This is a genomic window from Altererythrobacter sp. MTPC7 (assembly GCF_042851395.1).
Taxonomy (GTDB): domain Bacteria; phylum Pseudomonadota; class Alphaproteobacteria; order Sphingomonadales; family Sphingomonadaceae; genus CAJXSN01.
The window spans coordinates 144,046-170,109 of sequence record NZ_BTGS01000004.1; the positions used below are offsets into that span (position 1 = coordinate 144,046).

Annotated in this window: 29 protein-coding genes and 1 tRNA gene; 11 read left to right on the forward strand and 19 right to left on the reverse strand. The window is 64.2% G+C overall.

Annotated features, from left to right (window positions below; translation table 11 throughout):
• Window positions 1–2 precede the first annotated feature (2 nt).
• The gene (locus tag ACGHJ7_RS05110; protein ID WP_390475053.1) at window positions 3–584 is read left to right on the forward strand and encodes a TlpA family protein disulfide reductase; all 582 of its coding nucleotides are present in this window, start codon (window positions 3–5) and stop codon (window positions 582–584) included.
• Between the two features lie 60 nt (window positions 585–644).
• Window positions 645–1,055: a hypothetical protein gene (locus tag ACGHJ7_RS05115; protein WP_390475055.1), complete on the forward strand. Its 411-nt coding sequence runs from the start codon at window positions 645–647 to the stop codon at window positions 1,053–1,055.
• Between the two features lie 41 nt (window positions 1,056–1,096).
• On the opposite strand, the gene ACGHJ7_RS05120 is transcribed toward ACGHJ7_RS05115, so the two are convergent.
• A tRNA-Val gene (locus ACGHJ7_RS05120) sits at window positions 1,097–1,172 on the reverse strand.
• A gap of 109 nt (window positions 1,173–1,281) precedes the next feature.
• Here ACGHJ7_RS05120 and ACGHJ7_RS05125 point away from each other — a divergent pair.
• Entirely contained in the window at window positions 1,282–2,262 is a 981-nt protein-coding gene (locus tag ACGHJ7_RS05125) for an asparaginase (RefSeq protein WP_390475057.1), read from the forward strand.
• Between the two features lie 40 nt (window positions 2,263–2,302).
• Here ACGHJ7_RS05125 and ACGHJ7_RS05130 read toward each other — a convergent pair whose 3' ends face one another.
• Genes ACGHJ7_RS05130 through fmt form a run of 3 tightly spaced genes read right to left on the reverse strand, consistent with a single transcriptional unit; the run spans window position 2,303 to window position 5,075 of the window.
• Window positions 2,303–3,415: a zinc-binding dehydrogenase gene (locus ACGHJ7_RS05130; RefSeq protein WP_390475058.1), complete on the reverse strand. Its 1,113-nt coding sequence runs from the start codon at window positions 3,413–3,415 to the stop codon at window positions 2,303–2,305.
• 17 nt (window positions 3,416–3,432) lie between these two features.
• Window positions 3,433–4,173 (reverse strand): tRNA pseudouridine(38-40) synthase TruA, encoded by a 741-nt coding sequence (gene truA, locus ACGHJ7_RS05135; protein ID WP_390475060.1) that lies wholly within the window; start codon window positions 4,171–4,173, stop codon window positions 3,433–3,435.
• Window positions 4,170–5,075 carry a methionyl-tRNA formyltransferase gene (fmt, locus tag ACGHJ7_RS05140; protein WP_390475200.1) on the reverse strand — a complete coding sequence of 302 codons (906 nt, stop codon included), beginning with the start codon at window positions 5,073–5,075 and terminating at the stop codon, window positions 4,170–4,172. The genes truA and fmt overlap by 4 nt, the downstream gene beginning before the upstream one ends.
• Window positions 5,076–5,138: 63 nt before the next feature.
• Here fmt and recR point away from each other — a divergent pair, with 63 nt between their 5' ends.
• Window positions 5,139–5,732: a recombination mediator RecR gene (recR, locus tag ACGHJ7_RS05145; RefSeq protein WP_390475062.1), complete on the forward strand. Its 594-nt coding sequence runs from the start codon at window positions 5,139–5,141 to the stop codon at window positions 5,730–5,732.
• A 24-nt stretch (window positions 5,733–5,756) separates the two neighbouring features.
• On the opposite strand, the gene ACGHJ7_RS05150 is transcribed toward recR, so the two are convergent.
• A complete protein-coding gene (locus tag ACGHJ7_RS05150; protein ID WP_390475063.1) occupies window positions 5,757–6,152 on the reverse strand; it encodes a DUF1330 domain-containing protein in 396 nt (131 codons plus the stop codon).
• 14 nt (window positions 6,153–6,166) lie between these two features.
• On the opposite strand from ACGHJ7_RS05150, the gene def reads away from it, so the two are divergent.
• On the forward strand, window positions 6,167–6,751 hold the full coding sequence (def, locus tag ACGHJ7_RS05155) for a peptide deformylase (protein ID WP_390475064.1): 585 nt from the start codon (window positions 6,167–6,169) through the stop codon (window positions 6,749–6,751).
• 203 nt (window positions 6,752–6,954) lie between these two features.
• Here the strand turns inward: def and ACGHJ7_RS05160 are convergent, their stop codons facing one another.
• Window positions 6,955–7,362, reverse strand: coding sequence for a four-helix bundle copper-binding protein (locus ACGHJ7_RS05160; RefSeq protein ID WP_390475066.1), 408 nt, complete (start codon window positions 7,360–7,362; stop codon window positions 6,955–6,957).
• A gap of 95 nt (window positions 7,363–7,457) precedes the next feature.
• Between ACGHJ7_RS05160 and rmuC the strand changes: the two genes are divergently transcribed.
• The gene (gene rmuC / locus ACGHJ7_RS05165) at window positions 7,458–8,867 is read left to right on the forward strand and encodes a DNA recombination protein RmuC (protein ID WP_390475068.1); all 1,410 of its coding nucleotides are present in this window, start codon (window positions 7,458–7,460) and stop codon (window positions 8,865–8,867) included.
• A 40-nt stretch (window positions 8,868–8,907) separates the two neighbouring features.
• Window positions 8,908–9,531 carry a hypothetical protein gene (locus ACGHJ7_RS05170; protein ID WP_390475070.1) on the forward strand — a complete coding sequence of 208 codons (624 nt, stop codon included), beginning with the start codon at window positions 8,908–8,910 and terminating at the stop codon, window positions 9,529–9,531.
• A 503-nt stretch (window positions 9,532–10,034) separates the two neighbouring features.
• On the opposite strand, the gene ACGHJ7_RS05175 is transcribed toward ACGHJ7_RS05170, so the two are convergent.
• From ACGHJ7_RS05175 to ACGHJ7_RS05205, 7 genes are all read right to left on the reverse strand, one after another.
• Window positions 10,035–10,853 (reverse strand): TrmH family RNA methyltransferase, encoded by an 819-nt coding sequence (locus tag ACGHJ7_RS05175; RefSeq protein WP_390475071.1) that lies wholly within the window; start codon window positions 10,851–10,853, stop codon window positions 10,035–10,037.
• A 3-nt stretch (window positions 10,854–10,856) separates the two neighbouring features.
• Window positions 10,857–11,147 carry an HPr family phosphocarrier protein gene (locus ACGHJ7_RS05180; protein WP_390475073.1) on the reverse strand — a complete coding sequence of 97 codons (291 nt, stop codon included), beginning with the start codon at window positions 11,145–11,147 and terminating at the stop codon, window positions 10,857–10,859.
• On the reverse strand, window positions 11,144–11,572 hold the full coding sequence (locus ACGHJ7_RS05185) for a PTS sugar transporter subunit IIA (RefSeq protein WP_390475075.1): 429 nt from the start codon (window positions 11,570–11,572) through the stop codon (window positions 11,144–11,146). The genes ACGHJ7_RS05180 and ACGHJ7_RS05185 overlap by 4 nt, the downstream gene beginning before the upstream one ends.
• Window positions 11,573–11,628: 56 nt before the next feature.
• Window positions 11,629–12,555 (reverse strand): RNase adapter RapZ, encoded by a 927-nt coding sequence (gene rapZ, locus ACGHJ7_RS05190; RefSeq protein WP_390475077.1) that lies wholly within the window; start codon window positions 12,553–12,555, stop codon window positions 11,629–11,631.
• An 87-nt stretch (window positions 12,556–12,642) separates the two neighbouring features.
• A complete protein-coding gene (locus tag ACGHJ7_RS05195) occupies window positions 12,643–13,032 on the reverse strand; it encodes an HPr kinase/phosphorylase (RefSeq protein ID WP_390475079.1) in 390 nt (129 codons plus the stop codon).
• Between the two features lie 37 nt (window positions 13,033–13,069).
• On the reverse strand, window positions 13,070–14,608 hold the full coding sequence (locus ACGHJ7_RS05200; RefSeq protein ID WP_390475202.1) for an ATP-binding protein: 1,539 nt from the start codon (window positions 14,606–14,608) through the stop codon (window positions 13,070–13,072).
• Between the two features lie 83 nt (window positions 14,609–14,691).
• Entirely contained in the window at window positions 14,692–15,453 is a 762-nt protein-coding gene (locus tag ACGHJ7_RS05205; RefSeq protein ID WP_390475204.1) for a response regulator transcription factor, read from the reverse strand.
• 263 nt (window positions 15,454–15,716) lie between these two features.
• On the opposite strand from ACGHJ7_RS05205, the gene ACGHJ7_RS05210 reads away from it, so the two are divergent.
• The 3 genes from ACGHJ7_RS05210 (at window position 15,717) to ACGHJ7_RS05220 (ending at window position 18,351) form a co-directional block, all read left to right on the forward strand.
• Window positions 15,717–17,306 (forward strand): phosphoenolpyruvate carboxykinase, encoded by a 1,590-nt coding sequence (locus ACGHJ7_RS05210; protein ID WP_390475081.1) that lies wholly within the window; start codon window positions 15,717–15,719, stop codon window positions 17,304–17,306.
• A gap of 126 nt (window positions 17,307–17,432) precedes the next feature.
• Entirely contained in the window at window positions 17,433–17,792 is a 360-nt protein-coding gene (locus tag ACGHJ7_RS05215) for a hypothetical protein (RefSeq protein ID WP_390475082.1), read from the forward strand.
• A 49-nt stretch (window positions 17,793–17,841) separates the two neighbouring features.
• Window positions 17,842–18,351, forward strand: a complete 510-nt coding sequence (locus tag ACGHJ7_RS05220; protein ID WP_390475083.1) for a DUF937 domain-containing protein — start codon at window positions 17,842–17,844, stop codon at window positions 18,349–18,351.
• Here the strand turns inward: ACGHJ7_RS05220 and ACGHJ7_RS05225 are convergent.
• The 4 genes from ACGHJ7_RS05225 to ACGHJ7_RS05240 all read right to left on the reverse strand — a co-directional run bounded on the left by ACGHJ7_RS05225 (window position 18,348) and on the right by ACGHJ7_RS05240 (window position 24,023).
• The gene (locus ACGHJ7_RS05225) at window positions 18,348–20,009 is read right to left on the reverse strand and encodes an FAD-dependent oxidoreductase (protein WP_390475084.1); all 1,662 of its coding nucleotides are present in this window, start codon (window positions 20,007–20,009) and stop codon (window positions 18,348–18,350) included. The two genes, ACGHJ7_RS05220 and ACGHJ7_RS05225, sit on opposite strands and share 4 nt — an antisense overlap.
• A gap of 72 nt (window positions 20,010–20,081) precedes the next feature.
• Window positions 20,082–21,638 (reverse strand): hypothetical protein, encoded by a 1,557-nt coding sequence (locus tag ACGHJ7_RS05230; RefSeq protein WP_390475086.1) that lies wholly within the window; start codon window positions 21,636–21,638, stop codon window positions 20,082–20,084.
• A 74-nt stretch (window positions 21,639–21,712) separates the two neighbouring features.
• The gene (locus ACGHJ7_RS05235) at window positions 21,713–23,581 is read right to left on the reverse strand and encodes a DUF885 domain-containing protein (protein ID WP_390475088.1); all 1,869 of its coding nucleotides are present in this window, start codon (window positions 23,579–23,581) and stop codon (window positions 21,713–21,715) included.
• Between the two features lie 49 nt (window positions 23,582–23,630).
• The gene (locus tag ACGHJ7_RS05240) at window positions 23,631–24,023 is read right to left on the reverse strand and encodes a DUF3597 domain-containing protein (protein WP_390475089.1); all 393 of its coding nucleotides are present in this window, start codon (window positions 24,021–24,023) and stop codon (window positions 23,631–23,633) included.
• Between the two features lie 124 nt (window positions 24,024–24,147).
• On the opposite strand from ACGHJ7_RS05240, the gene ACGHJ7_RS05245 reads away from it, so the two are divergent.
• Window positions 24,148–24,381 carry a hypothetical protein gene (locus tag ACGHJ7_RS05245; protein WP_390475091.1) on the forward strand — a complete coding sequence of 78 codons (234 nt, stop codon included), beginning with the start codon at window positions 24,148–24,150 and terminating at the stop codon, window positions 24,379–24,381.
• Between the two features lie 40 nt (window positions 24,382–24,421).
• Here ACGHJ7_RS05245 and ACGHJ7_RS05250 read toward each other — a convergent pair whose 3' ends face one another.
• Together ACGHJ7_RS05250 and ACGHJ7_RS05255 are read right to left on the reverse strand one after the other, a co-directional pair.
• The gene (locus ACGHJ7_RS05250) at window positions 24,422–25,114 is read right to left on the reverse strand and encodes a TonB family protein (protein WP_390475093.1); all 693 of its coding nucleotides are present in this window, start codon (window positions 25,112–25,114) and stop codon (window positions 24,422–24,424) included.
• A 220-nt stretch (window positions 25,115–25,334) separates the two neighbouring features.
• Window positions 25,335–25,991: an alpha/beta hydrolase gene (locus ACGHJ7_RS05255; protein WP_390475095.1), complete on the reverse strand. Its 657-nt coding sequence runs from the start codon at window positions 25,989–25,991 to the stop codon at window positions 25,335–25,337.
• Window positions 25,992–26,064 lie beyond the last annotated feature (73 nt).

Below are 26,064 nucleotides of genomic sequence, written 5' to 3' on the forward strand. Positions count from 1 at the left end.
CCGTGTCCCGGTTACCCATTACGCTTGTCGCCTGTGCCATTCTGCTGAGCGGGTGCGATAGGTCGCCCGCCACGCCGGTGCAAGGCGATGACGCGTTGGCGGCTGGCAAGGAGAGCTTGGATGGCGCGACCTCCTCCGCTGCGGGAGAGATCGACCGGTCCCGCGCGGGCGAGCCGGTGCCGGACATCACCCTGTCGGACCCGGCCGGCGAATCCCTCTCGCTGGGCGGCGGCACGGGCACGCCTATGCTGGTCAATCTGTGGGCGACCTGGTGCGCGCCGTGCATCAAGGAAATGCCGCTGCTGGACGAGCTTGCCGCCGACCTGGATGGCGAGGTTCAGGTCCTGACCATCAGCCAGGACCTGAACGGGGCGCAGGCGGTCGAGCCGTTCTTCGCACGGAACGACCTGCCCAACCTGCCGAAATGGCTCGACCCAGAAACCGGGTTCGCCTTCGCCATCGGTGCGGGCGGCCTGCCTGTCACTGTGCTGTACGATGCGGGCGGGCGCGAGGTGTGGCGGATCGCGGGCGATTACGACTGGTCTTCGGCAGAGGCACGCGGCGCCATCGACGAAGCGCTCTGAGCGGCGAACGCGTAGCGCATCCTCAACACCGTATTAACCTGTCGCGGCTAATGCTAACCCATGGAAATACTGCACGGAAAAGCCATCGAAGGCGGTCGCCCCCTCACCGAAGCCGAACTGGAAACGCTGGCGCGCGACCAGCTCGAGATTTTGCGCCAGAGCTTCTCTGCAAAACCGGCGCTGGCCAAGACGGACGACGTGCTGAGCCTGCGGCTGGCGGAGGAATTGCGGCTGGTCTCCCGGATGCTGGAGATGCTGGAAGGCCGCGTCTCGCCAGAAGCGGCAAAGCAGATCGACACCGCCGAGGATGCCATCGACGACATCGCCGACATCGTCGAGGCGGACGATCCGTGCGATGCGATGGCCACCGTGGACAGCGACCTTGCGCGCCGGATCACCCGCCGCTCGCTCGACGGTAGCGGGGGCCCATGCGATAATCGCCGCCCGTCGATCCTGAAAAAGCCGGACTGACTCCGGACTACCCCCGGACGCACCATCGAAGAAGAGGAAAATGGTGGGCGATGACAGGCTCGAACTGCCGACCCTCTCGGTGTAAACGAGATGCTCTACCAACTGAGCTAATCGCCCGCTCCGTTTCAGAAGCGCTGGCCCGTTGCCGGGGCAGACGCGCTATCTAGCGCCTTGGCGGACAGATTCAATTGCGAAGTTGGGCCTTTCGTCGCTAGGCGCGATTTTCATGGCCCATGCACGTCTTACAGTTCTCGCCACGGGGGGCACGATCGCCGGCATTGCCGGGTCCGCCCTAGCCCACGATTATCGCCCCGGGCAGATCGACATCGCCGAATATCTCTCGCGCGTGAAGGGGTTGGGTCTGGAGGCGGAGTTTTCCGGCCGGCAGATCGCCAATATCGGGTCGGAGGATATCGGACCGGCCGTCTGGACCCCGCTGCATTCCGCGATCCAAGACGCACTGGCCGATCCCGGCTGCACCGGCGTCATCGTGACGCACGGGACCGATACGCTGGAGGAGACCGCATTCCTTCTCGACCTGACGCTGCCCTGTGCCAAGCCGGTCGTGCTGGTAGGCGCGATGCGTCCGGCCGATGCGGTGGGGTATGACGGTCTCAGGAATTTCGCCAATGCGGCGCGCGTGGCCAGCGATCCGGATGCGTCGGGGCGCGGCGTCCTGGTGGTGATGGGCGACCGTGTCTTTGCCGCGCGCGACGTGCGCAAGGTCCGCACGCGCAGCACCGATGCCTTTCGCGGCTATCCGCGCGGATCTATCGGGCTGGTCACGCCCAGCGCGCTGGACTGGTTCGGTGCACCGTGGAGAGCGGGCGATGCGGCCCGGTTCGACTATGCAAGCGACCTGCCGCCAGTGGTGATCCTCTACGCCCATGCGGACATGGACCCGGACCTTGCCCGCCGTATCGTGGGGGACGACCAGCGCGGCATCGTCGTGGCGGGCGTGGGCGAGGGGAATCTGCCGGATACCGTGCGCAGCGTGCTGGTCGAACGGCGTCGGCAGGGCGTGGCCGTGGTGCGGGCAAGCCGGGTGGACGAGGGGCTGGTGGACCGGGAGCCGGAGGACGAACCCAACGGCTTCGTCGCGTCCCGCGCTCTCAATCCGCAAAAGGCGCGGATTCTGCTGCAATTGCTGCTCGCCAGCGGGGTAAGCGATCCTGCTGAAATGCAGGCTGCCTTCGACGAAAGATAAGGCGGTTGGCGCGCCCGCCGATGCGAGCGCGCCCCCGAAATCAGGAATTCGGCGTGACGAGGTATTTCTCGCCCGTCTTCATCTGCTTGTAGTCGAGGATGGCGTCCTTCGTCAGCATGCCTTCCAGGTCCACCTTCTCCTTGTAGCTGCTGGCAAAGGTGGTCGTCAGGTTGTCGAGTACGCGTTTGCGCATCCGGCCGACCGTTTCCATGCCGGCCGACTGAAGGAACGGCGTCAGCAGCCAGCCCGACAGCGTCCAGCCGAACCCATAGGACGGCGTCAGCGTCGTCGGCCCGAAATCGAGACGGCCATAGATGAACATCCGCTTCTGCTGGTTGGAACCGTAGCGCGAATATTCGGTCATCTTGCCGACGGCGACCTGCTCCATCGCCTTGAAGCAGTGATCGACCATCTTGCCGCCGCCGATGGGATCGAAGCCATAGAAGGCATCCGTATCGTCGATGGCGGATTTCAGCTGGTCCATGAAATCGTCGTCGGACGAGTTTACCACATGGGTCGCGCCCTGCGATTTCAGCAGCTCTGCCTGGTCGGCCTTGCGCACGATATTGACGAGGCCCATGCCGTCTTCGAGGCAGATGCGGTTCAGCATCTGGCCCAGGTTCGATGCGCCGACCGTGTGCAGGATCGCCTTTGCGCCGTCCATCTTCGCATTCTCGACGAAGCCCAGCGCGGTCATCGGGTTCACGAAGCTGGAGGCGCCGTCCTCTGCGCTGTGATCGCCCAGCGGCAGGCACATATTGGCATCGGCGATGGCGTACTGGCTGAAAGCCGTGCCCGGGACGCAGGCGACCCGCTGGCCCATCAGTGCCTTCGCCGCGTCGCTGTCGCCAGTGGCGACAACGGTGCCTGCGCCTTCGTTACCCGCGGGCAGGCGCTGGCCGTGGCGCGATTTCTGGCCCGAATTGAACGGTTCCGGCATCGTCGCGACAACCTTTCCCGGCGAATATTCGGCGTTCTCGAAATCGGCCGCGCCGGTCAGGATGGCAAGGTCGCTGGGATTGATCGGCGCCGCTTCCATTTTCACCAGGACCTGGTTGCCGGTGGGATCGGCGAATTCGCTCTGCGCGATTTCGAGCGTCAGCTTGCCGTCTTCGGTCAGCGTCGTGAAAAGCTGTTTGCCGGTGGTCGTCATTCGGGGGGTTCCTCTCTTCATGGATAAGTTGCACGCACGAAATACAGCCCGTGCGCAGGGGCATTCAAGCCAAGCTCCTGACGGTCGCGCGCTTCCAGTGCAAGCGCGACCTGCTCTTCCCGCCAGCGTCCCATGCCGACCAGTGCCAGGCATCCGACGATCGACCGGACCTGGTGGTGGAGGAAGCTGCGTGCCTCGACCTCGGTTACGACGTGGGACCCTTCGCGCCGGACGCTAATCCGGTCGATCGAACGCACGGGGCTGTCGGCCTGGCAATGGGCGGAGCGGAAAGTGGTGAAGTCGTGCACGCCGACGAGCGCCTGCGCGCTGCGATGCATCGCCTCGGCATCAAGCTGCGGCGCGACCTGCCATGCCCGGTCCTTCTCCAGCGTCAGCGGCGCGCGGCGATTGGCGATGCGGTATTCATAGGCCCGGCCCGAGCAGGAAAAGCGTGCATGCCAGTCTTCCGGCACGATCTCGCAGGCGGTGACGGCCACGGGATCGGGCCGAAGATGCGCGTTCAGCGCCTCCATCAGGCGGAACGGCGTCATGTCCTTGTCGATGTCGGCATGGCTGCGCATGGCGAGCGCATGGACGCCTGCATCGGTGCGGCCTGCGCTGAACAGCAGCGCCGTCTCTCCGGTGATGCGAAAGAGCGCGTCCTCGACCGCCTGCTGGACCGTGGGCGCGTCCTTCTGCCGCTGCAGCCCGGCAAAGGGCGTGCCGTCGAATTCGATGGTGAAGGCGAACCGGGTCAAGCGAGCACTTCGCCTGCGGCCACCGCGTTTCCGCGCAGGAATTCGTCCAGCGGCATGGCCGGTTTCCCGGCCCGTTGCAGGCGGACGGGGCGTAGCGCTCCCGTTTCGCAGGCGATGGCGAGCCGGTCGTCCAGCACTTCGCCGGCCTGTCCGCTACCCTCGGCCAGTTCGGCGCGCAGGACCTTGACCCGCTCGCCGTCCAGTTCGAACCACGCGCCGGGGAAGGGGGAGAGGCCGTGCACGTGCCGCACCAGTTCCTCCGCCGGGCGCGACCAGTCGATCCGCGCTTCCGCCTTGTCGATCTTGGGCGCGTAGGTCGCCTCGTCCTCGTCCTGCACCAGCGGGCGGTGATTGGCGAGTTCGCGCAAGGTTCCGACCATCAACTGCCCGCCCAGCTCCGCCAGTTCCTCGGTCAGTTCGCCGGTCGTCTTGTCCTCTATCGGCGTGCGGACCGTTGCCAGCATCGGTCCTGTATCCAGCCCCGCTTCCATCTGCATGATCGTGATGCCGGTCACCGGATCGCCCGCCATGATCGCGCGGTGGATCGGCGCCGCCCCGCGCCAGCGCGGCAGGATCGAGGCATGGACGTTGAGACAGCCATGCGCAGGCGCATCCAGGATCGCGCGGGGCAGGATCAGGCCATAGGCGGCGACCACCGCGACATCGGCCTCCAGCGCGGCAAAGCGTTCTTGCTCCTCCGCCAATTTGAGCGATGTGGGCGAGCGCACCTCGATGCCCAGCACCTCCGCTTCTTTCTGCACGGGCGAGGGCTGCAGCTTCTTGCCCCTGCCGGCAGGGCGTGGCGGCTGGGTGTAGACGCACACGATCTCGTGCGCGGCATGATGCAGGGCGCGCAGTGTCGGCACCGCGAAATCGGGCGTTCCCATGAAGACGATTTTCATATGCGGCGCATAATCCCGGGCCAGACCTTCCTGTTGCGAAGCCACGCCCCTATCTGTCACCCCATGGCATCGCAAGAGATCGAAACCCTCAGCAGCGCGCTGGCCCGTCTGCCCGGCCTCGGCCCGCGCAGTGCGCGCCGCGCCGTCCTGTGGCTGGTGAAGAACCGGGACAAGGCGCTGCCCCAATTGCAGGACGCGCTGGCTGCAGTGCGCGAAACACTGGTCGAATGCCCGGTCTGCGGCAATGTCGACACGCAGGCCCCGTGCGGCATCTGCGCCGATCCGCGCCGCGATGCGAAGGCGATCTGCGTGGTGGAGGACGTGTCCGACCTGTGGGCGCTGGACCGCGCGCGGCTGTTCACCGGGACCTATCACGTGCTGGGCGGCAAGCTGTCGGCGCTGGACGGGGTGCGGCCCGAAGATCTCGCCATCGACACGCTGATGGCGCGGGTGGAGGCGGGCGGGGTGGACGAGATCGTGCTCGCCATGAACGCCACGCTGGAAGGGCAGACGACGGCGCATTACCTGGCCGAGCGGCTGGAGGATTTCCCCGTCCGCGTGACGCAGCTTGCCCACGGCCTGCCGGTCGGCGGGGAACTCGATTATCTCGACGAGGGCACGCTGGCCCAGGCCTTGCGAGCAAGGCGCCCGGTCTGACCCTGAAATCAGGCTGACGCGCTGTCAGTCCGTGTGAATGATACGCGACGTCGCCGCGCCCTGCCGCAGCGGCTTGATCGCCTGGTATTCCGGCGAATTCCAGAAGGCATTGCGCGCTTCCACAGACGGGAATTCCAGAACGGCGAAATTGCCCTCGAGCGCGCGTCCCTCGATTACGCGTGCGGGAGAGAAGGGGCTCACGAGCACCCGTCCGCCATGGGTTTCCATCAGGGGCAGCACCTGCCGCAAATAGGCGGTGTAGCGCTCCGTATCGTGAGGCGCGATCTCGGAGACGACATAGGCCTTTGCCGGCTCGTCCCCGCTATCCTGCGCGGCTTCCCCGCCCTGCGCCTGCCCCTCGCTCGCCGCCGAAAATGCAAGGGCGAGGGCAAGCGCTGCTTGAAGAATCCATATGCGCATCGTATTTCCCGTCCATGGCTATCCGTGAAATTCTCGAAGTTCCCGACCCGCGGCTCAAGACCGTCTCTACCAATGTCGAACCGGACGAGTTCAACGACGAGCTCAAAACGCTGGTCGATGACATGTTCGAAACGATGTACGATGCGCCCGGAATCGGCCTCGCCGCCATCCAGGTGGGCGTGCCCAAGCGCGTGTTGGTGATCGACCTGCAGGAACCCGACATGGATGCAGAGCCGGAGGAATGCGGCCACGACCATGGTGACGGGCAGGGCGCGCACAAGCATTACCCGGTCAAGAAGGACCCGCGGGTCTTCGTGAACCCGGTCATCCTCGATCCCGACGAGGAACTGGGCACCTATCAGGAAGGCTGCCTCTCGGTCCCCGAAATCTATGCCGATGTCGACCGGCCCAAGACCTGCACCGTCCGGTACCAGGATTTGGAGGGCAAGGAGCATACCGAGAAACTCGACGGCCTGCTCGCCACCTGCATCCAGCACGAGATGGACCACCTCGAGGGTATCCTGTTCATCGACCACCTCAGCCGCCTCAAACGGCAGATGGCGCTCAAGAAACTGGACAAGCTGCGCAAGGCGGCGTGATTGTCTTGCGCTCGCGCCTCCGCGCGAGCGTCCTCGGTGCGGTTTCGACCCGTTCCGGATCGAGCACCTGCGGGCGGGCAGTCGCCCTTGCGGTCGACTAGTCGCCGACCGAACTTTGCGCCGAGTTTGAAGGCAGTCCGTAGCCCGGAACGAAAAAGCCCCGCTCACCGGCGGGGCTTTTTGTTTGTAGCCTGAGAACAGCCTCAGCTGTCGGAGCTATCCATTTCCTTGAGCGCCTTCTGCACGTCGGCGATCACTTCTTCGCACATTGTCGTGCAGCGCTTGCAATGCGCGTCGTCGTGCATCTTGCAGAGCTCGTGACACTGTTCGACCGCAACGATGGTGGCTGCGCCCTGCGCCTTGATCGCCTTCACGTTCCCGCCGGTGCGGCGGCTGCCCATGCGATAGAACGCGGTGCACGCATCCGACGCGTCGAGGCAGCGGCGGATGCATTCCGCGCGTTCGGACGCATTGTCTTCTGCGAGGCAGGCGTCGGCGCAGGAGTTCATGATGGCCGCGCCATACATGGCATGCTTCACCGCTTCGCCCAGCGCCTCGGTATAGTCTGCGCCTACGGCGGGATGGTCCTGGATCATTTCCTTGATCGACATTCGTTTATCTCCTTTGCAAGCTTGAGCGAACGGGGCCGGGGAATGTTCCGCGAATGCGCTTGGCGGTCGTATCCGTTCCAGCTATGTTCCAGCGCATGGAAACGACTGCAATCCTCATCGCCTTTACCGCGCTTGCCCTTGGCGGGCTGCTCGGCTGGATTTTCGGTTCGCGCCCAGTGAAGGACTGGCAGGCCCGGCATGCCGAGCGGGATGCGGAAGCGAAGGACCTGTCGGGCAAGCTGTCGGTGATGGCGCCCGAACTCGCCACCATGAGCGACCGCGCGGCGCGGGCCGATGCGCTGGCGGAGCAGCTCGACACGGCGCGCAGCGAGCGCGAGGAGCTGCGTTCGGAACTCGCGACGCTGAAGGCAAATGCTGCCAATTTCGACGAGCAGATGAAGTTGATGCGCGAGGCGCGCGAGGACATGCTCAAGGAATTCCAGAACACCGGCAATGCGGTGCTGGGCAAGGCGCAGGAAGCCTTCCTCGAACGCGCAGCCGAACGGCTGGGTCATTCGGAGAAATCGTCCGAGGAGAAGATCAAGGCGCTTCTCGAACCAGTGGGCGAGCGGTTGAAGAAATACGAGGAGCATGTCGGGTCGCTGGAGAAACAGCGGATCGATGCGTTCGGTTCGCTGCGCAGCCAGATCGAGCAGATGCGGCTGGGGCAGGAGGAGGTCCGGCGCGAGGCGCAGCGGCTGGGCAATTCGCTGACCAACGCGCCCAAGGCCCGCGGACGCTGGGGAGAGCAGCAATTGAAGAATCTGCTCGAACAGGTCGGGCTCGCGCAGCATACCGATTTCGAGCTGGAGCATTCGCTGGACACGGAGGAAGGCCGCCTGCGGCCCGACGCCATCGTCCGCATTCCCGGCGGCAAGGTGCTGGTAATCGACGCCAAGGTCTCGCTCAACGCCTACCAGCAGGCCTTCGAGGCGGATGACGATGCGGCGCGCGATGCCGCATTAGCCGACCATGTCCGCTCGATGAAGAACCACGTCCAGCAACTGGGTGCGAAAAGCTACCAGTCGCAATTCGACGAGGCCCCCGATTATGTCGTGATGTTCGTGCCGGGCGAGCATTTCGTGGCCGCTGCTCTGGAGCAAGATCCGACGCTTTGGGACTTCGCCTTCGAACGCCGCGTGCTGCTGGCAACGCCGACCAACCTCGTCGCCATCGCGCGCACCGTCGCGCAGGTCTGGCGGCAGGACACGATTGCGCGCGAAGCGATCGAAATCGGCAAGGCCGGGGCCGAGCTTTACGACCGCCTTGCCGTCGCCGCCGAGCACTTGAAACGCGTGGGCGGCGGGTTGGAAACCGCCGTTAACAATTACAACAAATTCGTCGGCAGCTTCGAACGCAACGTGCTCTCGTCAGGGCGTCGGCTTGCGGACAAGGGGATTGAGATCGGTAAGCGCGAGATAGAGGAAGTGCCAAAGGTAGAAGCCGCGCCGCGTTACACGGGCGAGGACCTGCTGGTCGACGATGGCAAGGAAACCGCGGAGTAGCGGACTGGAGTGGTATCCGGCTCTGGGGTAACGCTCCACTATGGAAAATAGCCAAACCTCGCACTGGATTGACGGTCGGTTCCCTTCGCCGCCTCCAAAGATTGCTGCTGCTATATTCCTTGGCTTTTTCGGTTTGGTCCTCGCGATCGTTTTTTTCCAGGGTTCGGAGTTGGGTGACCGCATCCCTTGGCCTTTGACGATCCTAAGTGCTGTAGTTGGATATTTGGTTGGTTTCTGGTGTGCTGCGGGAATGATTAGCGAGACCGATGAGGCTATCGGCGTGCGCAAAAGTCTCGGATTCTTCGTCCTGCCCGTATTATCTATCTTCTGCGGGACGTTGCTTATGCGGACGGTAATCCTCGGAACGGCTTCCATCGGGGTCGAGACGCCGACCAAAATGACCAAGTCGGTCGTGGTGGGCGTCCATTATACCCGATGGGCTTGGCTGCCGGATTATCTCGAGGCGGAATTGAGCAAGGACAGTCGTGAGTTTCAAGTGCCAGCCTCACCTCAACTGATGGGGATCGCTGGCGTTAGCCCCGGCAGTCCAAGGCTATGCGTATTGCTCCCCGTACAAACCGGTCGATGGGGGTATCGGCGTATTGTCGGTCCAAATGCGTTCGATGAGCCAGTTGGCATGAGCGCAGTCATCGATTGCGATTGAAAAGACGGCCGGCGCCAGTGGCTCCACTTGGTCAAAAACAATTTAGGGTTGAAGTTCTGCTTCAAGGATCGGGGGGGGGGGGGGCGGCGGGACAAACTATCGCGCGGCTTCCATCCTTCGCCTTGCGGTAAAGCCCTCGGACCAAACAGCAGCGGATCCTCCCCGCCGCACAGCATCTTTGCTGGTCGACAGTGCAAACGGGTTTGATTTGGGTCCGGCATGGGTCGGCGACGTGTGGCGGCCGGTGCTGCGTGGGCACCGTGGGTCTCTGCGAAACGGAACCGCCGAATAAGTCGTTCGTGGTTCAAGGGCCGATTTCGGTGTCCTACAGGACGCGCGATCGATAGGGCGGATGGCCTGCTCTTTCTCATCGCCAGCCTGCAGGACCGCGACTTTTCTTTTGTCCGCGCAGGAAGTGTCAACTTCGCAAACGGGACTAACTGTCCAAGATATAATGATTTTTCAGGAATATCGTCGCCGCGGCCCTGTCAACTTCGTCAACTTCATCCGCGTTCCAGCGAGTCCAGCACCTCGTATCCCAGCACGGCCGCCGCGACCGCTGCATTCAGGCTGTCTGCGCGGCCTTTCATCGGCATCGTCACCCGCAGGTCGCATTCCGCCTCGTAAGGCTCCGGCAGGCCCTGCGATTCGTTGCCGACCATGACGAAGCACGGCGACGCATAGGGGGCCCCGCGATAGGGCACGGCATCGCGCAGGGATGCCGCGACCAGCTGGCCTTCGCCCGCACGCAACCAGGGAAGGAAATCTTCCCACCGCGCCTGCACCAGTCCCTGAGTGAACACCGCGCCCATGCTGGCGCGCACGGCCTCCACGCTGAAGGGATCGGCGCAGTCGTCGATCAGGATCAGTCCGCCTGCGCCGATGGCATCGCCCGTCCGCAGCATGGTGCCGAGATTGCCCGGGTCGCGCAGCGCCTGCGCCACCAGCCAGATATCGGCGGAGGTGCGGTCAATCGCGTTCAGCGACGTATCCCACTCGGCCAGCACGCCCGCGACGCCTTGCGGATTGGACTTGCCGGTAATCTTGGACAGGATGTCGGGCGTGGTCTCGATCACCTCGCCGCCTGCCGCCGCGACAGACGCTTCGAGGTCCGCCAGCAGGGGATGCGGATCGCGCTGGGTGGAAAGGACCAGCATTTCCGGAACGTGACCCGCCTCGCGCGCATCGGTCAGCAGCCGCAGCCCCTCGGCCAGCAGCTTGCCCTCGCGCCTTCGATGCTTCTTCTCGCGCAGCGACCGGATGAATTTTACGGTGGGGTTCGAGAAGCCGGTGATCTGGCGGCGCTCGGCAGGGGCGGGCACGGACTATTCCTCGCCGAAGCCGTCTTCGACCAGCAGGCACACCTGCTCCAGCACGGTCTCGGCACTATCGCCCGCGACGACGACTTCGATCGTGTCGCCCTTCGCCGCGCCCAGCATCATCAGGCCGAGTATCGAGCCGCCCGATGCCTCGTTCCCGTCCTTGGCCACGCGGACATCGACGCCGTCCGGCAGCTCTGCCACCACGCCGACCAGCTTCGCACTTGCGCGCGCATGAAGGCCGCGCTGGTTGACGATGACGACCTGCCGCCGGAGGGGAGCATTCGCTTCGCTCATGACGCTTTCTTGGAAGGCGGAGCCTCGTCGTGGCCGAGAAATTCGCTCGCCACCGTGATGTAATTGCGGCCAGCCTCCTGCGCCGCGACGCAGGCCTCCTTCACGGTCATCGCCTTGCGCGCACCGGCAAGGCGGATCAGCATGGGCAGGTTGATGCCCGCGATCACTTCCACGCGGCCCGTGTCGAGCAGCGAAATGGCAAGGTTCGACGGTGTGCCGCCGAACAGGTCGGTCAGCACGATCGCGCCGCTGCCGGTATCGACCCGGCCGATGGCGTCGGCGATTTCCTGCCGCCGCTGCTCCACATCGTCGTCGGGACCGATGCAGATCGTCTCCACCGCGTCCTGCGGACCTACGACGTGTTCCATCGCTTCCACGAACTGCTCGGCCAAGTGGCCATGGGTTACCAGGATAAGTCCGATCATGGGGACGTGCGATTCACTCGTATTGCGGCCGGTCTGCAACGGAAGATGCGATGCTGTCAGCCCGGCGCCTGTTCCACCTGATCCGCGGCGCGCGACTGCATGTTCCGGTGGATGACCGTGGGCGAAAAACCCGCCTCGCGCAAGACCTGCGCCATCGTCTGGGCGGTATAGACACTGCGATGCCGCCCGCCGGTGCAGCCGAAGGCAATGTGCAGATAGGCGCGCCCTTGCGCCTCGTATCGCGGCAACAGGTCCAGCACGAGGTCGCTTATGCGGGCGAAACTTTCCGCGAAGGCAGGCTGCGCGGCGATGTAATCCGCCACCGGCCGGTCGAGACCCGTCTGTTCGCGCAGGTCCGCTTCCCAATGCGGATTGTCGAGGAACCGCATGTCGAAGACCAGGTCTGCAAGGGGCGGCATCCCCTTGGAAAATCCGAAGCTGCTGACCGTTACATGGAGCGATTGCGGGGTCGAACCTTCGAAGCGTTCGCGCACGGTCTGCTGCAGTTCGTTGGTCGCAAGATCGGTCGTGTCGATCAGGACGTCGGCCCAGCGCCTGAGCGGGGCGAGCAGTTCGCGTTCCGACAGGATGCCGTCGCGCGCGGAACGCCCCTGCGCCATGGGATGCCGACGACGCGTCTCGTTATAGCGGCGCTCCAGCTCGCCGCTTGCGCAATCGATGAACAGGGTCGCGATATCGAGATCGCTGCGTTCGGCCAGGCGTTTGACCTGCGCGATGATGTCGGCAGGCACGAAGCCGCGCGTTCGCGAATCGAACCCGATGGCGAGCGGGGGATGGTCGGCCCCGTCGTCCGCCTCGCTCACCAACCGGTCGAGCAGGCGGACGGGAAAGTTGTCGATGGCTTCCCAGCCGAGATCTTCCAGCACGTTGAGTGCCGTGGTCTTCCCGGCTCCGGACATGCCGGTGACCAGCAGGACGCGCTGCGGTCCTTGCGCGGGGAAAGAGGGCGACTCGTCTGCCATCAGGTCTGGGGCGTTCGCGTATTTGCGGGCCGAGGGGAAGGGGCAATCGACCAGCGCCCCCGTTCGACCACTGGCATACGGAACCGCCTATGCAAGTCCGTGCATCGCGAGCGCCTGCTCGATCCGCAAGGCCGACGTCCAGTCGGTTTGCCCAAGCTGCATGACCGGGATGGCTACGCCCAGCATCTCCCGCCGGGGCAATGTCTCGGGGTGCCGTTCGCCTTCCGTGCCCAGTTCCACCAGCAGGGAGACCGGGGCCTGTGTGACGGGAAAGGTAAGCAGGCCCACTCCGCGCAACTCCAGCAAGCCCTCGATATTGGGCGGGGGAGAAGCAAGCAGTGCATCCGCTTCGAGGCGCAGCGCTACACCATCGTCGCCGATCAATGTTGCGCCGCGGTCGATCAGGGCGAAGGCGAGCGAGGATTTTCCGCTGCCCGGTTTCCCCGTGATCACGACCGCACGCTGCCCGATGGCCACGGCGCTTGCCTGCATTAGCAAGGGATGCACCCCTGCATTATCGTCTCGCGTCGCCGGTTGGCGCTTCGGGGAGGAAGATGGTCAGGCATGCGCCCTGCTGACCATCCTCACGGTCGCTCACCTCCAGCGAACCGCCATGGGCCTCTGTAATGGTGCGTCCGATCGCCAGGCCAAGACCGCTGTGATTCCCGAAATCCTCTTCGTCCGGCCGCACGGAGTGGAAGCGCCGGAACACCTTCTCGCGCTCGGTGGCAGGGATACCGGGGCCCTGGTCGGCCACGGTCAAGGCGATGCAATCGTCCACGTGGGAGAGTGTAACCTCGATCACTCCGCCGGGAGGGGAGAAAGACACCGCGTTGTCGAGCAGGTTTTCCACGACGCGTTCCATCCGGATCGGAACCCCGCGAACGAAGCTGGGGCTGGCCGGCTTGGTCAGGATGATCTCGTGGCCGCGATTGAGTTCGCGGTCCTCGCGGGTGACTATGATGTTCTCTGCCAGTTCGGCCAAATCGAAGGTTTCGAACACGGCGCGCGAGATCTCGGCATCGACGCGGCTGGCGTCGGAAATTTCCGTCACCAGGCGATCTATGCGGCGAACATCGTGGCTCGCAATGTCGAGAAGCTGGCCCCGCAATTCCGCATCCTGCACCGTGGTCAGCGAATCGACCGCGCTGCGCAGGGAAGCGAGGGGGTTCTTGATCTCGTGCGCCACATCGGCGGCGAAATGCTCGGTCGCGTCGATACGCTGGCGAAGCGCCTCGGTCATATCGGAAACGGAGCGGGCAAGCAGGCCGATCTCGTCGCGCCGCTCTGGCAGGCGCGGGACTTCCACGTCGCGCTCGCGCCCGAGGCGGACCCTGCTGGCCGCGCGCGACAAAGTCTGGAGCGGCTTCACGATGGTCCGGGCAAGGAACAGCGACAGCAGGATCGAGGCCAGCAGGGTGAGGGCAACCCCGATGCCGAGCGTGGAGCGGGCGGCGCGCACCGATTCGGTGATGTCGATGGCATTGCGGGTCGTCAGCAGGGTCGCTCCGTTCAGGCCAAGGGGAGCCGCGGCGGTGATGACCGGCGTTCCGTCCGGCGCGTCGCGCAGCACGATCTGGCTGACACCCTGTTCCCGGGCGCGAACGAGCTCGGGCCAGGGTTCCGCCGTTGTGGCTTCGGGCTCGATATAGTCGGGGACCGGCTCCGCGCTGACCACGGTGTCCACCATCCGGTCGAGCCAGCGGGCGAAGCGCAGTCCGAATTCGTCGTCCGCCGGATCGTCCAGCGTGAAGCGCGGTTCGTCCAGCTCGAAACTGTCGGCCCACAGCAAGCCTTCCGAATCGAACATTCGCAGGCGCATGTCCTGTTCCTTGCCGATCTGGATCAGCAGCGCTTCCTGCCTTTCCCGCGTGGCGCCCGCCAGGGCCTCTGCGGTGATCTGCGCCTCTATTCGCGCCAGCTTGTACCGTTCGTCCAACAGCTGGGCGCGATACGAATCGAGATAGAAGATTCCCCCGCCCAGCAGGGCAAGCGGCAGGATGTTGACCGCCAGGATTCGCGCGGTCAGCGACACGCGGTCGAACAGGCTCATCCGGTCGAGGGCGCGGGACGGATCGACCGGGAGCCGCGATTTCAAGGAAGACTGAACGGGCGCCGTCTCAGCCATGGACGAGGCTACCCATCGGCGAAGCTGTAGCCTGCGCCGTAAAGCGTTTCGATCGCGGAGAATTCCGCATCGACCTTGCGGAATTTGCGCCGCATCCGCTTGATGTGGCTGTCCACCGTCCGGTCGTCGACGAAGATGTCGTCCGGATAGGCGGCATCCATCAACTGGTTGCGGCTCTTTATGACGCCGGGCCGCACGGCCAGCGCCATAAGGATCAGGAACTCGGTCACGGTCAGGGAAACGGGCTGGCCGTCCCATGTCACGTGATGGCGCGCCGGATCCATCGTCAGGCGGCCGCGCTGTATCGTCTCGCGCGTCTGCGGGGTTTCTTCCGGCGTGTCTGCCAGCGGACCGTCGGTCGCCCCGCTCCGGCGCAGGATGACGCGGATACGGGCAAGCAGGAGGCGCAGGCTGAACGGCTTTGCGATGTAATCGTCCGCGCCCATTTGCAGGCCCGCTTCCTCGTCCCGCTCGTCGTCCTTGCTGGTCAGGAAGATGACTGGCAGGCGCGAATGTTCGCGCAGGCGGCGCAGCAATTCCATCCCGTCCATGCGCGGCATCTTGATATCGAACACGGCGAGGTCTGGCGGGTTCTCGAGCAGGGCCTTGAGCGCGTTTTCTCCGTCGGAATAGACGCGGGTCGCGTAGCCTTCCGATTGCAGGGCGATAGACACGGTGGTCAGGATATTGCGATCATCGTCGACCAGCGCGATGACGCGGCCGCCGGCCGGCCCCCTCGTTTCCGGACCCGTCGGTTCCGCGCCGGTCATGCCGTTCGCACCGTTCGAATGTCCGCCGATGGTTTCGGGGAGGTCCTGCTCGTTTGCCATGATCAAGGAAGTAGCGACTGGCCGCCGCCAAGACAACGCATCACCGCATCTTCCCGGCGCGAAGTTTGCGCGCCGCGTTTGACCTCGCAGCTTCCTGTCCCTATGCGCTTTCCAAAGCGCCCGCGCATACCTATGCACACCGGCAGGCGCAGCCATGGTCCGGGCGTCAATCCGGCCACCTTCAGGTTCAGGAGACTTCGAGCGTGAGCGTGCCGCTTTCCCATTCACTCGCCGACCAGGGCATCGCGACCGATGCCACCATCCATGCCAACCTGACGTCGGAAGAACTGACGCAGGCCGCACTCGACAATGGCGAGGGCAAGCGTGCGAAGAACGGCCCGCTGGTCGTCGAAACGGGCAAGCACACCGGCCGCAGCGCGAAGGACAAGTTCATCGTCCGCAACGGCGAGACGGAAGACACGGTGTGGTGGGACAACAACGCCTCCATGCAGCCCGAGCATTTTGCCGCGCTGAAGGCCGATTTCATGGACGCCGTGGCGAAGCGCGACACGCTCTATGTCGCCGACCTGTTCGGCGGTTCGCAGCCGGAACACCGGGTGAAGGTGCGGGTGATCAACCAGTTCGCTTGGCACAACCAGTTCATCCGCACGCTGCTTTGCCGCCCGACCGAGGCGGAGCTGGACGGCTTCGTGCCGGAATACACGATCATCGACCTGCCCGATTTCAAGGCCGATCCGGAGCGTCACGGGACGCGCAGCGAAACGGTGATCGCGGTCAACCTGGAAGAGAAGCTCGTCCTGATCGGCGGCACGCAATATGCCGGCGAAATGAAGAAGAGCGTCTTCGGCATCCTCAACTACCTGCTGCCGCCCAAGGGCGTGATGCCGATGCATTGTTCGGCCAATATCGGACCCGACGGCAAGACGGCCGTGTTCTTCGGCCTTTCCGGTACCGGCAAGACGACCCTGTCGGCGGATGCCAGCCGCACGCTGATCGGCGATGACGAGCATGGCTGGTCCGACACCGCTGTCTTCAATTTCGAAGGCGGCTGCTACGCCAAGATGATCCGCCTCGATCCCGAGGCCGAGCCGGAAATCTACGCCACCACGCAGATGGAGGGCACGGTGCTCGAAAATGTGGTGATGGACGAAAACGGCGAGATCGACCTCGACGACAACTCGCTGGCCGAAAACACGCGCGGCGCCTATCCGCTCAGCAGCATCCCCAATACCAGCGAAGACAATATGGGCCCGCCGCCCAGCAACGTCATCATGCTGACGGCCGATGCGTTCGGCGTGCTGCCCCCGATCGCGCGGCTGACGCCCGACCAGGCAATGTACCACTTCCTGTCGGGCTACACCGCGAAGGTCGCCGGGACCGAAATCGGCGTGACCGAGCCGGAGGCGACGTTCAGCACCTGCTTCGGCGCACCCTTCATGCCGCGTCACCCGAGCGTCTACGGCAACCTCCTGAAGAAGCGCATCGCCGATGGCGGCGCGCAGTGCTGGCTGGTCAATACCGGCTGGACGGGCGGCAAGTACGGCACCGGCAACCGCATGCCGATCAAGGCGACCCGTGCGCTGCTGAACGCCGCGCTCGACGGCAGCCTGAACGATGCCGAGTTCCGCAAGGACCCCAATTTCGGCTTCGACGTGCCGGTCAGCGTGGAAGGCGTCGATGACGGCATCCTCGACCCGCGTTCGACCTGGTCCGATCCGGAAGAATACGACCGCACCGCGCAGAAGCTGGTGCAACTGTTCGTGGACAATTTCGAACCCTTCGCCGCTCATGTCGACGAAGGCGTTCGCAAGGCTGCGCCTGCCGCCGCCTGACACCGGCTTTACAGTTGGAGAGGGAAGGCCCCGCCGGTGTTCGAGCACCGGCGGGGCCTTTTTCTTGTGCAATCGGCCGTCGGCTCTAGATTGCGGACCGGGTCGCTTGAACCGAAGGAGGATAAGGTGGGAATTTTCGATACGATCATGGGTCAGATGGGCCAGCATGCCGACGTCGCCAACATGGCCGAAAAACTGGGCATCGACCCCGCCATGGCGGAAAAGGCCATCGCTGCGCTCGGGCAGGCGCATGGCGAGGAAGGCGACACGGTCGAAGGCGCCGCGGCCAAGACCGGCCTCGACCAGGACACGCTCAGCAATATCGTGGAGCAGATCGGCGGCGAGGGATCGCTCGGCCAGTATGCCGACACTTTGAAAGACAACCCCGCTGCCAGCGGCATCCTCGGGATGCTGGACCGGGATGGCGACGGCAATCCGCTCAATGACATCGCTGGGATGGCCGGCAAGTTCTTCGGAAAGAAATAGGCATCCGCCCGTTTCCAACCCCGACATTCACTTTTCGGGGAGAGACGGCATGAGCCTTGCACAGATCCTTCAGCAATCGGGCGTCATCGACAGCATGGCGGGCGAACTGGGTATCGATGAACAGACCGCGCGAGTCGGCGCAGGTGCGCTTCTTCCGGCCATCGTGGCCGGTATGGGGCGAACCTCCGCCGGGTCGTCCGGTCTTGGCGGGTTGGCAGGCGCCATCCTCGGCGGCGGCGGAGGCGGTATGCTGGACGCTGTTCTCGGCAAGGAGCCGACGCCGACGCGGAACGGCAACGACATCCTCGGCACGATCTTCGGCAACAAGGATGTGAGCCGTTCGGTCGCCGGCGAAGTCGCCAGCATGACCGGGATCGACGAAGGGGTCCTGAAAAAGATGCTGCCGATCCTCGCAATGGCCGTGGGCGGTTACATGGCAAAGCAGGCTACCGGTGCAACCGGCACCGGCGGTGTCGGCGGTAGCCTCGGCGGCGGAGCCGGTGGCGGGGCGCTCGGCGGAATACTCGGTTCGATTATCGGGAATCTTGCACGCCGCTAGGCAGCGCTTTTTTCCGGCGGGGGCGGGTTCGCCTCGGCCTCTTCCTGCTCGCGCCGCGCGAGATAGTTCCAGATTTCCGAAATCACGACCGACCCTTCGCCAACGGCACTGGCGACCCGCTTGACGGACCCCGCGCGCACGTCGCCAACGGCATAGATACCGTCGCAGGACGTCTCATACTGCGAAGAACGCCCGGCATTTTCGCCGGTCTGGACGAAACCGCGCTCGTCTACCTCGGCCAGCTCGCTCAGCCACTGTGTGTTGGGTGCCGCCCCGATCATGATGAAAAGAGCGGACGTCTCCATGTCCCGGTCTCCATCGGGCCCGCTGAGAGTGACGCCTTCCAGCCAGTCGTCGCCGCGCAAGGCGGTGACTTCGGTATTGTAATGAATCGTGATCCTGGGGTCCGCCTCCAGCCGCTGGCTGAGATAGCTCGACATCGACGCGGCAAGGGAGTCGCCGCGCACGACGATGTGCAAGTGCTTGGCCGTACGGCTGAGATGCATCGCTGCTTGCCCCGCCGAATTGCCGCCCCCGACCACCACGGCTTCCGTATTGCGGCAGAACCGGGCCTCCATCTCGGTCGCGGCATAGAAGACGCCGCCACCTTCCAGTTCCTCGAGCCTGTCCAGGGGCAGCCGGCGGTACTGGACGCCGGTGCTGACCAGCACGGCCTTCGCGCAGACGATGTCCCCATCGTCGAGGGACGCGCAGAACGTGCCGTCCGCCCGGCGCTCGAGCCCCTCGACCCGGCGCGGCATGGCAAAGCGCGTGCCGAATTTCAGCGCCTGTATCTGTCCGCGATAGACGAGGTCCGTGCCGCTGATCCCGGTGGGAAAGCCCATGAAGTTCTCGATCCGGCTCGACGTGCCTGCCTGCCCGCCGATCGCGGTGTCTTCGATGACGAGCGCGCAAAGCCCTTCGCTTCCGGCATACACGGCAGCCGCAACGCCGGCAGGCCCGCCGCCCACGATCAGGATGTCGTAAAGCGTCTCCCGGCACACATCGAGATCGAGATTGAGGCGCTGCGCGATCTTGCGCGGCGTCGGATCGTCCAAAATCTCGTCCTTGGCAAAGATGACCGACGGTTCGTGTCCCGCCAGATTGCAAACGCCCACGGTTTCCTCGTCCGACCCGTCCAGATCGAAGCTCTGGAAGGGGATGCGGTTGCGTGACAGGAATTGCTCGACATTGCGTACGGCACTGTCGCGGTCGGCGCCGATGATCTTGATCGAACTGTTGCGGGCCTCGAACTGGCGGCGCCTGCGCGCGGCGAACACCGTAATGACGTGATCCGACAATTCGGGCACGCGGCCCATCAACTCCAGCATTTCCAGGCGCGGCACCTCGATCGTGCGCGTTTCCTTCGCCGCGCGCATCGGCAGGAAGATCGCACCCGCATTGAGGAAGGAAAGCTCGCCCATGAACTGCGTCGGACCGAGCGAGGCGTCGATCATGCGTTCGCCCGAATAGGGATCGACAACCTCGATCTCACCTTCGACGACATAGACGAAGCGGTCCAGCACATCGCCGACCTTTGCCACCATGTCCCCGCGTGCATAGGTCACTTCCGTGCCGATATCGCAGATCATCGCGACATGCGCATCGGACAGCGGGACGCGCTTCAGCGTCTCAAGGTCTTCGCCGAAATTTTCCATGGGCGAAACGATACATCCGCCGCTGCGAAATAGCTACGGTCTGGCGCCGCGTTGCCGCCGGGCCGCGGCTTGTCAGTCGTCGCTCGCGACCTGCGCCGAAACGCTTCCGCCCATGATGTCGTAGGCCGCGTCGATCATTTCCGGGATATCGACGGGCTCGCCTTCGGTCCGGTTTTCGAGTTCGGCGATCACCATGGAAATTGCTTTTGCGCGCTTGCCGCCATGGGGGTCCGTCGCGATGGGTGCCAGGCTGAGCCCCGCCAGTTCGACCTTGCCTTCGCGGCCCTGCATGATGGCAGTCTGCAACCACAATCCCTGGTCGAAGGGGGCGAGGGCGGCGGCTTGTTCCAGAGCCGTGCGTGCCAGTTCGCTGGGGCTCTCGCCCCTGTCGGTATAGCTGCGGTAGTAGAAGATCAGCGGCAGGGGATGATCATTTTCCAGCGCATTGAGCGCCGAGAACGGCTGCATCGCATCGGCGTAGGCGGCGTCCATTGCATCGGCCTCGGCATCGCTTGCCAGCGCGAACATTGAATATCCCTTCTGGACATAGGCATTCTTGACCGCCGGGTTGTTGGCGATCGCCTTGTCTGCTGCCGCGATGGAGGCATCGTAATTGCCGGCATCATGCTCTGCTTCTGCCAGCGCGGACAACACCCAGGGGTCGCCCGGATAGGCTGCGGCGACCGCCTGTATCTCTGGCAGCAATTCCAGCGCTTCCTCCCTGTCGACCCCGCGCTGGGACTGGATGACCAGCGGCAACACTTCTGCGTGACCTTCGCTGACACGCCTGATGGCGACCGGCCCGATGGGCAGGGAACCGGGCTTCAGATTGTAGAACGAGGCCATCCGCTTCTTGCGCGATGCGTTCAGCTCGCTCTGCAGCACGTCGAGATCGCCGAACGCTTCCTCGGCGGCGCGGTAGGGGTTCGAGCCGCCTGCGAGCGCGCGCCAATAGGCCGATAATTGTCCTGCTCGTCCATCGGCAAAATTCAGATGGTGGTAGAGCGCCCAGGACCACGCGTAGAAACCGCCATTGTTGGGATTGGTGCGCGGGTCCAGCAATTCGCGGACGCTGTAATCGGCGGAATAGGCGAAATCGCCTGCGCGGTGATAGGCGGGTCGGTCGATATGGACGGAACCATCCTTCGGAAAACGGGCCGAGGCGAAGAATTCCGCCGACCCTTCGCGAAGCCAGGCGGGCATCGAAAAACGCGAGGCTCCGATCAGGAAATGGTGGGCGTATTCGTGCAGCAGAACCGTCATCGAGAAGCGCATCTCGCGGTGGCTGATACGAATATCCTGCACGAAGGCCCGGCTGGCCCCTGCGCGGGGGATGTAGAACCCGGCGATGTTCGCGCTGCTCTTGCCCGTTGCAAGCTTGGCGATTTTTCGCTGGTTACCGACAGCGAAGATGGTCACCCGGTTCGAAGGGCTTGGCGTCGCAATGTCGCGCCCGGTCAGGAATTCGAGCGCCGCGTGATAGCGTTCGAGCATGACCGTGAACTCTTCGACATCCTCTGCCTTGTCATCGGCATAGACGACGAAATGTTCGCTCGACGCTTCGTACCATTCGGCCCTTGCAGGCACGGCCAGAGTGAATGCAGCGATGAACGCGGCCAGAATACGCAAGATTGCCCCCGATATTTACTCGTTTGATGACAGGATACTGGAGGAAGACCGGTTTTTCCAGTGCAGAGGCTGGATCAGCTGCTGCGAGTATTATCGATATAGCGCCCGACATTCTTTGCCATCACGTCGAGCGGTGCATTGCCGCCCAGGATGACGGCGTCGTTAAACGCCTTCATGTCGTAGGCATCGCCGAGTTCCGCCTCCGCCCGTGCGCGCTGCGCCACGATCTGGCTGTGGCCCAGCTTGTACCCCGTGGCCTGTCCGGGCCAGCTGCAATAGCGGTCGACTTCGCTGGCGACTTCCTCTGCCTTGGAACCATTGCGCTGGACGAAGAAATCGACCGCGCGCTGCCGGCTCCAGCCCTTGGCATGCAGACCGGTATCGACGACCATGCGGCATGCCCGGAAGGCGAGCGATTGCAGATAGCCGAGGCGCCCGACCTTGAAATCGTCGTAAGCGCCCAGTTCGTCTGCCAGTTGCTCGCCGTAAAGCGCCCAGCCTTCGCTGAAGGGATTGAAGGCGAGGATGGACCGTATCAGCGGCAAGCGGTTGGAATATTCGCCCTCCCAGACATGGCCGGGGATCGTCTCGTGATAGGTCAGGTCGGCAAGGTCGTATTTGCGATGCAGGTCGGTGGTTCGCAAATTGATCCACATGCGACCCGGTATGGTCCCGTCCTTGCTGCCCGCCCCGCCATAGGCGCCGGGCGCCCCCGGTTCTTCTGCCAGCGGCAGGCGCTTCACTTCCAGATTGGGATCGACCAGCGTGTTGAAGGCGCGCGGCATCTGGCCGCGGATCCAGTCGATCCGCTCCTCGATGAACGCCATGATCTCGGCCCTACCGGGATCGCCTTGCGCAAACTGGTAGCGCGGGTCACGGGAAAGGCCCTGCATCCGCTCTCCCACAGTGCCGGTGGTGTATCCGATTTCGCGCAGGATGGGATCCATGCGGGCGTGGAGTTCTTCCAGTTCGGCCAGTCCCTGGCGGTGAATGTCATCTGCCGACAGGCGCGTCGTGGTGCTGGAGCGCAGGGCCCACGCGTACCATTCCTCGCCATGGGGGCGTTCGCGCATGCCGGGATCGCCGGTCGCCTCCCGCGCTTCGATCCGCAGTTCGGCAAGCTGGCTTTCCAGCGCCTCTGACACCGGTCCGCGGACCAGGGTCTCTGCATCGTCGGCGTAGCGTTCCGGCAGCCCGTTCTCGCGAAGGTTCATCCGCATCTGCGCGGCGAACAATTCCCCCGAAACGGCATCACTAAGCGTCCGGCTCAATTGCGAATCCGCTTTTTCCAGCAGGAAATCGGGCGGCACGACACCGAGGCCCCGAGCGGCCTCCATTCGCTGCCGCTCTCCGTCCAGAACGGACGGTAGCTGCTCCAGCCGCGCGAGATAGGCATCGGCATCCTGCGCCGTCTTCAGCGGGTGGGTCGAATCCATGAAGCGCGGCATGTCGAGATAGGTCCCGACATTCTGGATCACGACATAGGGGGCGGTTCGCCAGCTGCCGACAGGTGTGTCGCCATAGGGAAGGGCGAACCCGTCGAGCGCCAGCTCGTATCCGCTTTCCACGACTTCCAGATTCGTGCGCTCCTCCGCGCCCAGGCTTTCCTTCGGGAACGCGCGGATGGTCGCAAGGTCGGCTCGCAGCGTATCGGCAAAGGCCTGCTGCCCGGCCGGCGACTGGTCCTCCAACCGGCTCCTGAGCCCGGCATACTGGCCGGTATCGACGCCGAGCACGGTCGCGCGCTCCGGCTCGTGCTTCAGCAAATTGTAGCCCACCTGTTCGAGCAGCGCCTTGGCCATGGCATCGCCGCTACCCGCGAGCGGCGCTGTATCAGCCGCGACCGTGCTCCGCGTACAGGCGGGAATTGCGGCAAGCGTGACAGCGGCGCCAAGGCCGGAAAGGGCTTGGCGCCGCGTGATGTCATATGTTTTCCGGTTCATGCTGCGCAGGGTGGCCCCGCAGTATGTCCCGTGTCAATCGACTGAAGGATCAGTCGAGAAACTCTGCCGGAACCTTGCCGCCATTGCGCGACAGTTCCTGCATCGTCTTGCGGTGCAGCCAGATATTGTCTTCCGCGCTGCCCGAATAATCCTCGCGTCCGAGCTCCGTGGCGAGCGCCTTGCGGTTTTCGTAGCTCGGGTCGACGCCGATCAGCTTCAGCAGGTCGACGATGGAAGTGCGCCAGTTCAGCCGGTCGGCACCCGGCATGGAATCGAGGCGATTTTCCACATTCACCACATCGACGCGGGCCGATGTCTGGGCAGGGGTGCTGGGCGTGGCAGCGGGACGCGGTGGCGCCGTGGTGGGCGTAGTGGGCGCAGTCTCCGCCTTCTTGTCGTCATCGCCGAAGATCGCGTTCTTGATCGAACTGAAAATACCCATAAACATTCTCCCTGAAAGAGCCTTGCGGCGGATTGCCGCGCGTTCCTCTAATCAGCGTTTCGAATGCCGGTTCGTTCCGCGACAGGCGGCCGGGAAAAGCGTATTCAATTTCAGGAGATGTCCCGTGGCCAGCGTATTCTTGTCGATTGCCATGCTGGGTGTCTTTGCGCTTGTCGTCGGTGCGGTTCTTCTGTGGCGTCGCGGGGTCCGGAAGCAGGCGGGACTGATGATCGTGGCGGCGCTCGTGCTGCTTGCAAACGTCCTGATCTGGACCGTCCCCGCAGGCGATGGCATTTCGCCGGCGGACCGCGCGGCGGGCGAGCGCGCTTTGCCGGATGATGCGGCGCCGGACGCCTGAACGCCGGGCCGCACCTTCCGTCACGATATCCCCGTCCGGCTCAGTCCGGGATTTGCCAGCGAACGGCGCTGGTAAACGAACCCGCAGTCTTATGCCCGGACGTATCGCGAGCGGCCTCGAAGCGGGCCCTGCGGGTGGCGAGATCGCAGGTCGCCTCGTCGAGCGCAGCGTGACCGGTGGACCTGGTAATCGTGCATCCGGTCACGCGGCCGTTGGCCGCAACGTCGAGGCGGAAGCCGGCGGTGCCTTCGTAACCGCGCCTGATCCAGCTGCTGCGGTAATCCTGCGTCGTGATCCATTGCGACTGGTCGTTGCTCGGCCGCGTGGCGACCGCGTCGAATGTCGGCGAAGGCGTCGGTGCGGGGGCGAATGAAGGCGCAGGCTGCGGAATGGGTGCCGGTGCGGGGGCCGGGATGGGCGCGGGCCGGGGCAGGGGCATGATATTGGTGGAACTGACATCGGGCCGCGGTGCGGGAATATTGATGGGCGCATCCGGCACGTAGCGTTCAGGCTCGGGCAGAGCCGGGGTCTCGTCGCGCGGCTGCGGTTTTTCACGCGGCGGGGGAGGCGGCAGCGGAATGTCGTCGACAATCAGTGGCTTGTCGTCAGCCTGCGGTACGAAATTCGTGGCCAGCCCGGTGACCAGCGCCAGCCCGATGGCTGCATGGACGATGACCACACCGCTGATTGCCGTGGTTTGCCGGGCCGAAGTGGGTTGGTTGACGTAGGACATTGCGCTCTCCTCTCGCTTACTGACGGCCGGCGGGTTCTTCCCGCTTCTGACACCCAAGAAACTGAATGTTACAACATTACAATTTTGAGGCAACAGGAATTGCGTTTTATAAGAGGACCTTGGCAATGATTGTCAGTGTACCTTGAAGCTCGCAAAAAAAAGGCGGCCCCGTGGAGGGCCGCCTTTCATGCCGTCGCGGCAATGACTGCGCTTCAGCGCGTCACTTGATCGGGCAGGACGGATCCAGCCGGAAATCGAGATAATTGTCGACCGACGCCATCAGTTCGGCCTGTTCGTTCTCGAAGAAGTGGTTTGCGCGCGGGATTTCCTCGTGATGGATCGTGATGTGCTTCTGGGTGCGCAGCTTCTCGACCAGTTTGCCGACCGCAGGCGGCGGAACGACGGTGTCCTGCGCGCCATGCACGAAGATGCCGCTGGCGGGGCAGGGCGCAAGGAACGAAAAATCGTACATGCTTGCCGGTGCGGCAATCGACAGGAAGCCGCGAATCTCCGGGCGGCGCATCAGCAATTGCATTCCGATGAGCGCGCCGAAACTGACGCCGGCGACCCATGTCACCTGCGCTTCTTCATGGATCGACTGCACCCAGTCGAGAGCGGCAGCGGCGTCGGACAATTCGCCTATGCCGTTGTCGAAACTGCCCTGGCTGCGACCGACGCCGCGGAAATTGAAACGCAAGGTCGCAAAGCCGCGATCGACGAACGTCTTGTACAGGCGCTGCGTGATCTGTTCGTTCATGGTGCCGCCGCCCTCGGGGTGCGGATGCAGGATCATGGCAACAGGGGCGCGCGGACGCGGCGGGGGAGAGAAACGGCCTTCGAGACGGCCTTCGGGGCCGGGAAAGATCACTGACGGCATGGATGCAAATACCTAGTCTGGAATTAAGCCCGCAAGTAACGCACGCTGGTGACGCAAGGGGGACGGGCGCTAT